At 70.8% G+C, this 12,297-nt stretch carries 13 protein-coding genes; 4 read left to right on the forward strand and 9 right to left on the reverse strand.

Annotated features, from left to right (window positions below; translation table 11 throughout):
• Positions 1-99 precede the first annotated feature (99 nt).
• The gene (locus tag RB608_RS25910; RefSeq protein WP_308090980.1) at positions 100-591 is read right to left on the reverse strand and encodes a DNA-processing protein DprA; all 492 of its coding nucleotides are present in this window, start codon (positions 589-591) and stop codon (positions 100-102) included.
• 213 nt (positions 592-804) lie between these two features.
• Between RB608_RS25910 and RB608_RS25915 the strand changes: the two genes are divergently transcribed.
• Positions 805-1,152 (forward strand): sulfate permease, encoded by a 348-nt coding sequence (locus RB608_RS25915; RefSeq protein WP_308090981.1) that lies wholly within the window; start codon positions 805-807, stop codon positions 1,150-1,152.
• Positions 1,153-1,370: 218 nt separating this feature from the next.
• Here the strand turns inward: RB608_RS25915 and RB608_RS25920 are convergent, their stop codons facing one another.
• Both RB608_RS25920 and glnA read right to left on the reverse strand, forming a co-directional pair.
• Positions 1,371-2,279, reverse strand: a complete 909-nt coding sequence (locus RB608_RS25920; RefSeq protein WP_392391061.1) for a DUF4192 domain-containing protein — start codon at positions 2,277-2,279, stop codon at positions 1,371-1,373.
• 247 nt (positions 2,280-2,526) lie between these two features.
• Positions 2,527-3,948, reverse strand: a complete 1,422-nt coding sequence (gene glnA, locus RB608_RS25925) for a type I glutamate--ammonia ligase (RefSeq protein WP_308090982.1) — start codon at positions 3,946-3,948, stop codon at positions 2,527-2,529.
• Between the two features lie 223 nt (positions 3,949-4,171).
• Between glnA and RB608_RS25930 the strand changes: the two genes are divergently transcribed.
• Entirely contained in the window at positions 4,172-4,597 is a 426-nt protein-coding gene (locus tag RB608_RS25930; protein WP_308090983.1) for an RDD family protein, read from the forward strand.
• Positions 4,598-4,615: 18 nt separating this feature from the next.
• Here RB608_RS25930 and RB608_RS25935 read toward each other — a convergent pair whose 3' ends face one another.
• From RB608_RS25935 to lipB, 3 genes are read right to left on the reverse strand one after another with little or no spacing between them, the layout of a single operon-like run.
• The gene (locus RB608_RS25935; protein WP_308090984.1) at positions 4,616-5,332 is read right to left on the reverse strand and encodes a DUF4191 domain-containing protein; all 717 of its coding nucleotides are present in this window, start codon (positions 5,330-5,332) and stop codon (positions 4,616-4,618) included.
• Between the two features lie 36 nt (positions 5,333-5,368).
• The gene (lipA, locus tag RB608_RS25940; RefSeq protein ID WP_308090985.1) at positions 5,369-6,328 is read right to left on the reverse strand and encodes a lipoyl synthase; all 960 of its coding nucleotides are present in this window, start codon (positions 6,326-6,328) and stop codon (positions 5,369-5,371) included.
• A 4-nt stretch (positions 6,329-6,332) separates the two neighbouring features.
• A complete protein-coding gene (gene lipB, locus RB608_RS25945; RefSeq protein ID WP_308090986.1) occupies positions 6,333-7,070 on the reverse strand; it encodes a lipoyl(octanoyl) transferase LipB in 738 nt (245 codons plus the stop codon).
• A gap of 71 nt (positions 7,071-7,141) precedes the next feature.
• Here lipB and RB608_RS25950 point away from each other — a divergent pair, with 71 nt between their 5' ends.
• The gene (locus RB608_RS25950; RefSeq protein ID WP_308090987.1) at positions 7,142-7,750 is read left to right on the forward strand and encodes a hypothetical protein; all 609 of its coding nucleotides are present in this window, start codon (positions 7,142-7,144) and stop codon (positions 7,748-7,750) included.
• Here RB608_RS25950 and RB608_RS25955 read toward each other — a convergent pair.
• Entirely contained in the window at positions 7,684-8,583 is a 900-nt protein-coding gene (locus RB608_RS25955; RefSeq protein WP_308090988.1) for a TIGR01777 family oxidoreductase, read from the reverse strand. The two genes, RB608_RS25950 and RB608_RS25955, sit on opposite strands and share 67 nt — an antisense overlap.
• An 8-nt stretch (positions 8,584-8,591) precedes the next feature.
• On the reverse strand, positions 8,592-10,337 hold the full coding sequence (gene sucB / locus RB608_RS25960; RefSeq protein WP_308090989.1) for a 2-oxoglutarate dehydrogenase, E2 component, dihydrolipoamide succinyltransferase: 1,746 nt from the start codon (positions 10,335-10,337) through the stop codon (positions 8,592-8,594).
• 157 nt (positions 10,338-10,494) lie between these two features.
• Between sucB and RB608_RS25965 the strand changes: the two genes are divergently transcribed.
• Positions 10,495-10,812 (forward strand): hypothetical protein, encoded by a 318-nt coding sequence (locus RB608_RS25965; protein WP_308090990.1) that lies wholly within the window; start codon positions 10,495-10,497, stop codon positions 10,810-10,812.
• Here RB608_RS25965 and RB608_RS25970 read toward each other — a convergent pair.
• Positions 10,754-12,289, reverse strand: a complete 1,536-nt coding sequence (locus RB608_RS25970; RefSeq protein WP_308090991.1) for a leucyl aminopeptidase — start codon at positions 12,287-12,289, stop codon at positions 10,754-10,756. The genes RB608_RS25965 and RB608_RS25970 overlap by 59 nt on opposite strands.
• Positions 12,290-12,297 lie beyond the last annotated feature (8 nt).

The following is a 12,297-nucleotide window of genomic DNA, read 5'->3' on the forward strand; positions in this document are numbered from 1 at the left end:
GCAGCTCGACCGCCATCCGGGTCGCCCGCTCACGCAGCTCGTCGGGGTATTTCCTGGGTGCTGCCATGACTCTCATCCTCCATGGATTGAGAGCCTCCATCAGACCCGGGGCGATTCAATCACACGCTCGTCGTTGGCCAGGTTCGCGGCCAAGTCGCGGGTGATCTCCGTGCCGTAGGCGGTGGCCGAGCGTGCCCCGGTGATGGTGACCCGCTCACGGAGGGGCGTGTTCAACAGGGAGGTCGCGCCGCGTGTCCACAAGACGTAGGGGGCGAGGACGCCGAGGTCGTTCAGGCCGGTGGGCCAATGGTTGTCGGCGGGAATCAAGGTGCCGATGCCCCGCTGGGCGGGCTCGGCGACCCGCTCGAACAGGTCCGCGGTCACGTTCGCCCGCAAGCGCTCGCGCCACAGCATCGCGTCCGCACGTTCCAGGTCGGGGATCGCGTCATCAGACTCGACCAGCCGCAGCGTCTCCATGCCACCGAACCGCGCCAGAACGTGTCCGGTCACCGAGTCGTCCGGCTCGGCGATCATCGACAACACCATGCGAGCCATCCGCTCGCCTGCCACCTGCTCGGCCATCGTCGCCATGATCGGTTCCTCTCGCTCGAAGATTCACCGATCAGGTGCGCGGGTCAGCCGTCCAAGAGAGGGTTCCACCTGTCTGTGCTCGGGCGTATGGTGGGAGAAAGGCGACTTCTTCTAAGGTTCGCCGCCGCTCCCGACGTGGTGGCACGGCCGTCCGGCCCCGCTGGGCAGTCCTTCAAGGTTCTCTGTCGCCAGACCCGAGAGAGGACTGCCGTCATGCTTCGACTCATCTGGACCGCCAGCGAGCACGCCCGGTACTACCTGCGCTTCTACATGCCCACCAACATCGCGCTCGACCTGATCCGCACCCGCCGGGGTTTGAAGTGGGGCGTCCCCGCGATGCTCCTGGCCGTGCCCTACCTCTACGCCGCCAGCGTCTGCACCACGATCATCCGCGACGGTGGACCGGGTTGGCTCAACGTCCTCGTACTGCTGTTCATCTGGAACGCGATGAAGTTCGCCATCATGGGGCCGGTCAGTCTGGTGTTGCTGGTGCGAGTTCGTCTGCACGAGTTCAAGGAGCGTCGCGCCGCCTCCCGCTATGCCCCGATGGTCACCGCGTAGGCCCGACACGCGCAACGGACGCCTACGTCAGAAAGACCGCTCGTCGCCGCTCTGCCGCCCCTTTGTCGAGCCACACAATCTCGTCACGGCGCATCACATCGACAGGAACACGGGAACCTTTCATTGGTCGCGCTCGGAGCCTCACCCGTCGGGCGAGGCGGCGCTCCAATCGGCTTGGGGCCTGTCGACGGCGCGGAGTCTCCATCGGAGCTGCCTTCTCAGAGCGCGGGCGCGGGCCGGACGGGATTGTTCCGTGGTCCCGCCTGCGGTGCGGCGAAGTCGGCATCTTGGCCGATCCTCTTGACCGACTCCCACTCGCGCGGGTGCATAGCCGACTCCACGACCGCGGCCACCAACCCGGCGAGCGGGTAGCGGCTGTCGCGTGGCACCTGCTCCACCGCGCACAGAGCCTTGGCACCGTCCCCGCTCAGCCACGAGGCGAGGCCCAACAGCGAGGCGGGAGCGGAGCGCACCTCGTCGGGAGCCCTCCGAGTCAGGTCGGTCCACAGTGCGACGTGCGAGTCCGCGTTGTCGGTGGTCATGTCGTCCCACAGTCGGTCACGAATCGGGATCGTCTCGACGGCGACGAGCAGCCGGGCCGCGTCACGATCAGACAGCGGCCGACCGTCGGCGTGAAACTGCCGAAGCCGTCCGACAGCCCACTTGGCCTCGGCGCGTGGTGGCGTCGTCTCGGCGGCTTCCCGAGCCTCGGACAAGAGCTCCGCGACGGGTTCCCGGTCGCCGACCAACGATGACGCCAACGACGCACGGCTGGCCGCAGGCCGTGGGCGGCCTGTCGGGGCCATCTCGGCAGCGACATACTCGCGCGCCGCTTCGGTCTGATAGCCGGACTCGCCCAGGTAGTAGTCATGCCACTCGGAGTCGTTCGCCCACACCATGAGCGCGGTGTCGATGCCGATGGTGTCGAGTCGAGCGGCGAAGTCCTGGACGACTCGATCCGCTTCTTCGCGGTTCGCTGTGACGCAGACGATGCCCATGCTCGCTCCTGGCCGGGCGTAGCGGCCGAGAGGGGAGCGGATGGCCTCCCAGGCCGCGTCGCGGTCTCTCGGAGTGGTCGGAAGGTCGATGCGAGCGATGGGAAGGTCGGCGCTCATCGGCACGAACACGACCGACTTCTCCGGCTTGAACCCGAGCAGGTGGGGGAGTGCCGCGGCCAGCTCGTCGGGGGAGTAAACGGAGAGCTTCATACCCCTAGGTGAGCCGGCCGGTCCGGCGATGCCCGCCGGTTCCGTTGACACACTGGTGACACACAACAACGAAAAACGGCGGCTGACGCTGGAAGACGTCGAAAGACGTTTCCGCAGGTCAGCCGCCGTTTTCGGCAACTACTGACAGAGGGTGAAAACCCTCGAATCAGATGTCGTAATAGAGCTCGAACTCGTGCGGGTGCGGACGCAGCTGCACGGGCGCGATCTCGTGCTCGCGCTTGTACGAGACCCACGTCTCGATCAGGTCGGGAGTGAAGACGTTGCCCACGGTGAGGAAGTCGTGGTCGGCCTCGAGCTCGTCGAGGACGGCGCCGAGGGAGGTCGGGACCTGGGCGATCTCGGCCATCTCGTCCGGCGGGAGCTCGTAGATGTCCTTGTCGACCGGGGCGGGCGGCTCGGTCTTGTTCTGGATGCCGTCGAGGCCGGCGAGCATCAGGGCCGAGAACGCGAGGTAGGGGTTCGCCGACGGATCGGGGAAGCGGGCCTCGACACGCTTGGCCTTGGGGTTGCTGCCGGTGATCGGGATCCGGATCGAGGCGGAGCGGTTGCGCGAGGAGTAGACCAGCGAGATCGGCGCCTCGTAGCCGGGGACCAGGCGGTGGAACGAGTTCACGGTCGGGTTGGTGAACGCGAGCAGCGCGGGGGCGTGGTCGAGGATGCCGCCGATGTACCAGCGGGCGAGGTCCGACAGGCCGCCGTACCCGGTCTCGTCGTAGAAGAGCGGCGAGCCCTCCTTCCACAGCGAGGAGTGCACGTGCATGCCCGAACCGTTGTCGCCGAAGATCGGCTTCGGCATGAAGGTGACGGACTTGCCCTGCTCCCAGGCGGTGTTCTTGATGAGGTACTTGAACTTCATCACGTCGTCCGCGGCCTTGAGCAGCGTGTCGAAGCGGTAGTTGATCTCCGCCTGGCCGGCGGTGCCGACCTCGTGGTGGGCCCGCTCGACCTGGAGGCCGCAGGCCTCGAGGTTCTTGACCATGTCGGCGCGCAGGTCGCTGTAGTGGTCGTACGGCTCGACCGGGAAGTAGCCGCCCTTGAGCCGGGTCTTGTAGCCGCGGTTGGTGTCGTCGTCCTTGCCGGAGTTCCACCAGCCCTCGACCGAGTCGATGTGGTAGTAGCCCTCGTTGACGCCGGTCGAGTAGCGGACGTTGTCGAAGATGTAGAACTCGGCCTCGGGGGCGAAGAACGCGGTGTCCGCGATGCCCGTGCTGCTGAGGTAGGCCAGCGCCTTCTTGGCGATATTGCGCGGGTCGCGGGAGTACGCCTCGCCCGTGATCGGGTCGTGGATGAAGAAGTTCACGTTGAGCGTCTTCGACTTCCGGAACGGGTCGATGTACGCCGTCGTCGGGTCGGGGAAGAGCGACATGTCCGACTCGTTGATCGCCTGGAAGCCGCGGATCGAGGAGCCGTCGAAGCCCAGGCCGTCGTCGAAGACGGACTGGTCGAAGGACGAGGCCGGCACGGTGAAGTGCTGCATGACACCGGGCAGGTCGCAGAAGCGGACGTCGATCATCTCGACGCCCTCGTCCTTGATGTACTTGAGCAGCTCTTCGCTGTTGTTGAACATTCGTTCCTCCTCGGCACGTCTCCTATGGACGTGCCCTCAGGCGTTACCCGACGGGGGTGTGGTCGGTCGCGGCAGACGGTCCGCGCCCGTGCGGAGCGCCGCTCACAGCAACTTACCGGTCGCGCAGTTTCCCACCCATGACCGCTTTGTTTCCGGAATGTAACAAGATGCCCGACGCGGGGTGACGGCCGTCCGAACGACGGTCCCGCCTACCCTTGGTCGCGTGCCACGTGTCGCTGATGTGAACAGTCCCTCGGTCCCCACCGCCTCGTGGGGACGCCGTGTCCTGGCGCTGCTCGTCGACTGGGCGCTGTGCACGCTGGTGGTCATCGTGGCCTTCGGCCTCGACGACTACACCGAACCCGGCTCGACGGCCTCGTTCCTGGTCCTGCCGGTGTACGTCGCCGAGTCGGCGCTGCTCACCTGGCTGGCCGGCGGCTCGGCGGGGAAGCTGCTGACGGGCCTGTGCGTCGTACCCGCCGACGGGCGTCTCCGCCGTCTCAACCCGCTCAAGGCGCTGCTGCGGCAGGTCATGGTCGCGCTGGTCATCCCGCCGCTCGTGTTCCGTGCCGACGGCCGGGGACTCCACGACATCCTCGCCGGTACGTCGACGGTCACCTTCGCCACGCTGCGCACGCTGGTGAAGTAGCCCGGCGAGGCGGGTGGCTCAGCGACCGCGCAGGTTGCCGCGCATGCCCTTCATCGAGGTGGGCACCGGGCCGCGGGGGAGCGGCACCTTGGGACGCTGGGCGTCGAGGGCGCGCAGACGCTGACGGATCTCGGTGATCTCCGCCGGCTTCACCTGGCGACCGAGCTTCTGGACGTGGCGGACCAGCTTCTTGAGCGGGACCTGCCCCTCCTCGGTGCCGACCAGGATGTCGTGGACCGGGTAGTCGCCGGCGACCCGCTCGTGCTTTTTGTGCTCACTGAGCATCAGTGCCTTGAGCCGGCCGGGGTTGCCCTCGCCGACGAGGACGATGCCCGGGGGGCCAACCACGCGGTGGACCATGTCCTGCTGCTTGGTGAAGCCGACGACCTCCTCGATGACCCAGCCTCGGCGCAGCATGGTCAGCGCACGCGCCGCGGCGCCGAGCTGGCCGTCGAGGCGGGCGAACGCCGCCCTTTGGGCGCGGCGGCCGAAGACGATCATCAGCGCGAGCAGGCCGATGAGGAAGGTCGCGATGCCGGCGAGGATCCAGCTGAAGACCGAGTTGTTGTGGGGGAGGACCAGGCGGAACAGCACCAGGCCGAGTCCGCCGAAGATCAGGAAGGAACCGAGCATCCACCAGCGGATCGCCGGGTCGACCTCCCGAGACATCTTGTAGGTCTCGATGATCTGCCGGCGACGGCTCAGCGTGGACGGATCGACAGGCGTGTTCGACATGGGGTGCTGCGGTCTCCTCAGGCGGAACGGCGGACGTCAGACGGTCGCTTCGGCGCGGGCATCGCGCGCGGCCATCGCCTGACGATACAGACGACCGGCCCGGTACGACGAACGGACGAGCGGTCCGGACAGGACGCCGCTGAACCCGATCTCCTCGGCCTCGGTCGCGAGCTCGACGAACTCCTCGGGCTTGACCCACCGCTCGACCGGGTGGTGCCGGACCGAGGGCCGCAGGTACTGGGTGATCGTGACGAGCTCGCAGCCCGCGTCGTGGAGGTCGCGCAGGGCCTGGGAGACCTCCTCCCGGGTCTCGCCCATGCCGAGGATCAGGTTCGACTTGGTGACCAGCCCGAACGCGCGGGCCTGGGTGAGGACGTCGAGGGAGCGCTCGTAGCGGAACGCGGGGCGGATCCGCTTGAAGATCCTCGGCACCGTCTCGACGTTGTGGGCCAGGACCTCGGGGCGTGACTCGAACACCTCGGTGAGCAGGTCGGGGACGCCGTTGAAGTCGGGGATCAGGTTCTCGACGCCCGTGGCGCCCTGCTCGTTGTCGGCGGTGAGCTCGTGGATGGCACGCACCGTCTCGGCGTACAGCCAGGCGCCACCGTCGGGGAGGTCGTCGCGGGCGACACCGGTGATCGTGGCGTACTTGAGGCCCATCGTCTGCACCGACTCCGCGACCCGGCGCGGCTCGTCACGGTCGAGCGGCTGCGGCCGGCCGGTGTCGATCTGGCAGAAGTCGCAGCGCCGGGTGCACTGGTCGCCACCGATGAGGAAGGTGGCCTCCTTGTCCTCCCAGCACTCGAAGATGTTGGGACAGCCGGCTTCCTGACAGACCGTGTGGAGCCCTTCGGACTTCACCAGCTTCTGGAGGGCGGTGTACTCCGGGCCCATCTTCGCCTTGGTCTTGATCCACGACGGCTTGCGCTCGATCGGGGTCTCCGCGTTGCGGACCTCCAGGCGCAGGAGCTTGCGCCCCTCGGGTGCTGAACTCACTGCCTCAGCCTACTCCGCGGGCGGGATAGCCGAGCACCGGGACCGTCGCCTTGGCCGGGTCCGGGCGTGGCTCGTAGTCGGGGGTCGGGATGTAGGGGCCCCAGGCGAGCAGCTCGGCCAGATGACGGCGTACGGCGTCCAGCACCTCGCGCACGGGTACGTCGCGCCCGAGCTCGGCGCTCAGGGAGGTGACGCCCGCGTCGGCGATGCCGCAGGGGACGAACCGGTCGTACCAGCTGAGGTCGACGTCGCAGTTGAGTGCGAAGCCGTGCATGGCGACGCCCTTGCGCACCCGGATGCCGATCGCGGCGATCTTGCGCTCGTCGCCACGCTCGTCGGCCTTGAGCCACACGCCGGTGCGGCCGGGGATGCGCGCCGTCGTGACGCCGAACTCGGCGCACACCGCGATGATCGCCTCCTCGAGGCGCCGCACGTAGTCGACGACCTTGACGTGGTCGGCCAGCCGCACGATCGGGTAGCCGACCAGCTGGCCGGGGCCGTGGAAGGTGATCTTGCCGCCGCGGTCGACCTCGATGACCGGGGCGCCGCCCGGGTCGGCGGGGCGCTCGTGCGCCTCGGTCCGGCGACTGGCCGTGAAAACCGGCGGATGCTCTACGAGGAGGACGGTGTCGGTCAGCTCGCCGGCGACGACCTGCGCGTGCAGCTCGCGCTGCAGGTCCCACGCCGTGACGTAGTCGATGAAGTCGGGTCCGAGTCCGTCCTCGCGGAAGGTCAGCGTCACGCGGTCGAGCCTACTCCCGGACCTGTGGACGACCGGATGCGCCTGTCGGGGGGAGGGGCCAGGATCGGCGTATGCGGATCTCGGGCGCACGCACCGTCCTCGCCGGCACCGCGGCCGTCCTCCTGACGATCGCCGCGGTGGTCGCCGGCGTCCTGCTGCGGCCCGGCCCCCCGCCGTCCGGTACGCCGTCGGGTGGGCCGGTCTCCGTCCTCGGTCCCGCCGCCGGCGGGGTCGACGTCGCTCGTGCCGTGGGCTCCCTGGCCGTGCTCCGTGACTGGGACCGGGCGCGCTCGCGCGCCTGGGCGGAGGGGGAGGTCGCGGCGCTGCGGGCGCTGTACGTGCCGGGATCCGCCGCGGGGGAGCGGGACGTGGGCATGCTGCGCGCCTGGCTGCGGCGAGGTCTGCGCGTGGAGGGCCTGGAGATGCAGGTGCTGGCCGTGGAGCTGAGGCGGCGCACCGATCACCGGATCGTGCTGGTGGTCACCGACCGGCTGGCCGCCGCGGTCGCCGTCCGGCCCGGACCGGGGATGCCGACGGCGTTGCCCCGGGACGGGCCGACGACCCGGCGACTGGCGTTCGTCCGGGACGGTTCCCGGTGGCTGCTCGCGGCGGCTCAGGCGGCCGAGCCGCGGAGCCCGGTGGCGAGCACCGCGTCCACGTCGGGGTCGGCGAAGCCGTAGCCGAGGTCGAGCAGGGCGGCCGGGCGGAGGTTGAGCGACCCCAGGACCTCGTCGGCCATCGGGCCGGCGGCGAGCCGGATCGCGGCCGCCGGCGCGGGCAGCAGGGCCGGGCGGTGGACCAGGCGGGCCAGGGCACGGGTGAACTCGGCGTTCGTCGGCGTGATCGGGGCGCACAGGTTGGCCGGTCCCGATGCGGTCGGGTGCTCGACGAGATAGGCCGCCGCGCCGACCCAGTCGCGCAGCGAGATCACCGGATAGTGCTGCCGGCCGCTGCCCAGTCGCCCGCCCAGGCCGGCGAGGAACTGCAGTCGCTGCTGTCGCAGCGGCGCGTTGCTCCGGTCCTGGACCGGGGCGGTCCGCAGCAGCACCACGCGGGCGCCGGCCTGCGCGGCCGGATGTGCGGCGGCCTCCCACTCCCGGCACACCCGGGTGAGCAGGGCATGGCCGCGGGTGTCGGAGGCCTCGGTGAGCTCGACGGGGCCGTGGTCGCCGTACCAGCTCACGCCCGAGGCGTTGACCAGGGCCGGGGGTGTGGCCGCCGCGGCGATGGTGGCGGCGAGCAGGCCGGTCGTGGCGCGCCGGCTGGTGAGGACGTCGTGCGCCCACTTCTTCGAGTGCGGGTTGCCGATCAGCGGCGCTCCGGCGAGGTTGACGACGACGTCGGCGGACCGCACGAGCCCGGCATCCACCGCGCCGTTCTGCGGGTCCCAGCGGGACTCGTCGCGGTCCGGGTCGCGGCGGACCAGGCAGGTGACGTCGTGGCCCCGGCCGCGCAGCTCGCTGACGAGCCGGCGGCCGAGGAAGCCGGAGGATCCGGCGACCACGACGTGCACGGCGGGCCTCAGACCTCGAACTGACCGGCTTCGAGACGCTTCTTGAGGTCGCGCAGGAAGCGACCGGCGTCGGCGCCGTCGACGACCCGGTGGTCGTAGGTGAGCGCGAAGTAGACCATGTGACGCACGGCGATGGTCTCGCCGAGGTCCTCGTCGTCGATCACCACGGGGCGCTTGACCACGGCACCGGGGCCGAGGATGGCGACCTGCGGCTGGTTGATGATCGGCGTGTCCCACAGAGCGCCGAAGCTGCCGAGGTTGGTGATCGTGAAGGTGCCGCCGGAGAGTTCGTCGGGACCGATCTTGTTGGTCCGGGTCCGCTCCGCGACGTCGGCGATCTTCTTGGCCAGGCCGGAGATCGACAGGTCGCCGGCGTCCTTGACCACCGGGGTGAGCAGGCCCTTCTCGGTGTCGACGGCGAAGGCGACGTTCTCGCGGTCGTAGTAGGTGATCTCGCCCTTGTCGAGGTCGAGGTTGGCGTTGAGCGACGGGTGCTGCTTGAGGGTGTCGATCGCGGCTTTGGTGAAGAACGGGAGGTAGGTCAGCTTGACGCCCTCGCGCGCCTGGAACTCCGCCTTCACGCTCTCGCGCAGTCGCGCGATGTTGGTGACGTCGATCTCGACCACCTGGGTCAGCTGGGCAGAGACGTGCAGCGACTCGACCATCCGCTCGGCGATGATCTTGCGCAGCCGGCTGACCTTGACGGTCTGGCCGCGCAGCGGCGACGGGGTCGCCGGCGCGGCAGGTGTCGCCGCGGGGGCGGCAGCGGCAGGAGCGCTGCCGGCGGGGGTCTTCGGCGCCGACGCGTCGAGGACGTCCTGCTTGCGGATGCGTCCGCCCACCCCCGAGCCGGTGACCTGGCCGAGGTCGACGCCGTGCTGGGCGGCGAGCTTGCGCACCAGCGGGGTGACGTAGCCCGGACCGTCGGAGTTCTCGGCAGCGGGGGCCGGTGCCGCAGCCTCAGGTGCCGGGGCGGCGGGTGCCGGGGCGGCGGGTGCCGGGGCGGCGGGTGCCGGGGCGGCGGGTGCCGGGGCGGCCGGCGCAGGTGCCGCGGCCTCCGGAGCAGGGGCCGGGGCAGCGGGCGCAGGTGCAGCGGCGGGCGCGGCAGCCGGTGAGCCCGACCCGACGATCGCGAGCTCGGCGCCGACCTCGACCGTCTCGTCCTCGGCGGCCTTGATCTCGAGCAGCGTGCCGGCCACCGGTGAGGGGATCTCGGTGTCGACCTTGTCCGTGGAGACCTCGAGCAGCGGCTCGTCGACGGCGACGGCGTCGCCGACCTGCTTGAGCCAGCGGGTGACGGTGCCCTCGGTCACCGACTCGCCCAGGGCGGGCAGGGTGACGGCGGTGCCCTCGGCGGCGCCGGCCGACGCGGCGGGGGCCGCCGGCTCGGGCTCGGCCGCGGCGGGGGCGGCCTCGGCGGGGGCCGGAGCAGCCTCGGCGGCGGGCTCGCTCTCGGCGGGGGCCGGAGCCGGCTCGCTCTCAGCCGGAGCGGCCTCGGCGGCGGGCGCGGCCTCACCGGCCTCGCCGACGACGGCCAGTACGGCGCCGACCTCGACCGTCTCGTCCTCGTTCGCGCGGATCTCGACCAGCGTGCCGGCGACGGGGGACGGGATCTCCGTGTCCACCTTGTCGGTGCTGACCTCGAGCAGGGGCTCGTCGATCGCGATCTGGTCGCCGACCTGCTTGAGCCAGCGGGTGACGGTGCCTTCGGTGACGGACTCACCGAGCGCGGGGAGAGTGACTTCGGTCGCCATGGTGCTCATCCTTGCACCATGGACAACGCAACCGGCAACGGCCCACCCACGGTTCGGGCACACTAGATCCATGGGTTTGTTCGACCGGTTCCGTGGCGGCTCCAAGCTACGGATGAGTAACCCGGCCAAGGACGGAACGCGCACAGGCTCGACCCGGGTGCGCGCATCCGACCGCGCCGACGAGGAGCACCTGCGCACCTGGGTCCGGGAGCGCCGCGGTGTCGAGGGCTTCGTCGAGCCACGCACCGCGGTCAGCGAGATCACCCTGCTGCTCGTCGCGCATGACGGCGAGTGGACCCGGCGCCGGGTCCCGTCGATCAACTGGGCCCACGACTTCTGCAACCGTCACCAGGTCCCGTCCTACGACGCCGCGGTGGTCGGCGTGCCGCAGCGGATGCGCGACTACAACTCCCGGGTCAGGCAGGAGCAGAAGCAGCGGGAGCAGCAGCGGCGCCAGCAGTCGCACGACTCCTGAAGTACTCCAGCAGGGTTGCCACGCCGTAGCCGGTCGCGCCGCTCGCGAGGTGACCCGACGGGCCGCCCTTGTTGAAGGTCGGCCCCGCGATGTCGAGGTGCGCCCAGGGCAGGCCGCCGGTGAACTCGCGCAGGAAGGCGGCGGCGAACAGCCCGCCACCCCAGCGGATGCCGTCGTACTGCGCGAGGTCGGCCACGGTGGAGCTGCGGATCCGGCCGTCCATGAACTCGGGGATCGGCATCGGCCAGGCATCCTCGCCGGCCGTCGCGCCGGCGGCGATCACCTGGGCGACGACGTCGTCGTCTCCCAGGACGCCGGCCATCTTGTCGCCCAGCGCCAGCACCATGTGCCCGGTGAGGGTCGCGATGTCGATGATCGTGTCCGGCTCGGCCTCGACCGCGCGGCCGAGGGCGTCGGCCAGGACCAGGCGACCCTCGGCGTCGGTGTTGGTGACCTCGACGGTGGTGCCGTCGTAGGTCCGCAGCACGTCGCCGGGACGCATCGCCGCCTCGCCGACCATGTTCTCGGCAAGGGCGGCGTACGCGGAGATCCGCACGGGGAGACCGAGGCGGGCCGCGGCGAGGGTGGCCTGGACGACCGCGGCCGCGCCGGCCATGTCCTCCTTCATCGTGGCCATGCTGGCGGCAGGCTTGATCCACAGGCCGCCGGAGTCGAAGGTGATGCCCTTGCCGACGAGCGCGACGTGGGCGACCGCGTCCTTCGGGGCGTAGCTGAGCTCGACCAGGCGCGGGGGAGCGGCCGAGCCGGCGCCGACCCCGAGCAGTCCGCCGCAGCCGAGCTCGGCCAGACGGGTCTCGTCGAGCACCTCGGCCTTCACCTTCGTGCGGCCCTTGGCCAGCCCCTTGTTGACGTCCTTCACCGCCGCGGCGATGGCGTCGGCGAAGGCCGGCGGCGTCAGGTCGCCCGGCGGTGTGTTCACCCAGTCGCGGGCGGCGGTGACGGCGTCGACGAGCACCTGGGCGGGCTCGACGGCGGCGGCGACCTCGGCCCGGCGCGCCGCCGGCGTGAGGACCACGACCTCCGCGGGGGTCGTCGGCGTCGCCGGCTTGCTCTTGTAGGACGTGAAGGCGTAGCCGCCCAGCCGGTAGCCCTCGACCACGGCGCGCACCAGGTCGGGCGTGTCCGCCGGCAGGGCCAGCGCGACCGAGGCGGCGTTGGTGACCGCGCGCGCGGCATTGCCCGCGGCACGCCGTACGGCGGCGGCGTCCGGATCCGCGCCCAGCCCGACCAGCACGAGGAGCGGGGAGGCGATGGTCCCGGCGGTCGGCACCTTGGCCACCTCGCCCGGCGCACCCTTGGCCCCGACCGTCGCGAGCAGGCCGGAGAGCTTGCGGCCGTACGCCGCCGCGACGTCCTCGCCGCCCGGCGCCAGCGCCCCGTCGGGAAGCACCCCCACGACCACCGCCTCGGCGCGGGTCTTGGCGGGGCTGGCCGTGCGGAGCGCGAAGGACGTCACGGGTCGCA

The sequence above is a fragment of the Nocardioides sp. LHD-245 genome, from assembly GCF_030929495.1.
Taxonomy (GTDB): domain Bacteria; phylum Actinomycetota; class Actinomycetes; order Propionibacteriales; family Nocardioidaceae; genus Nocardioides.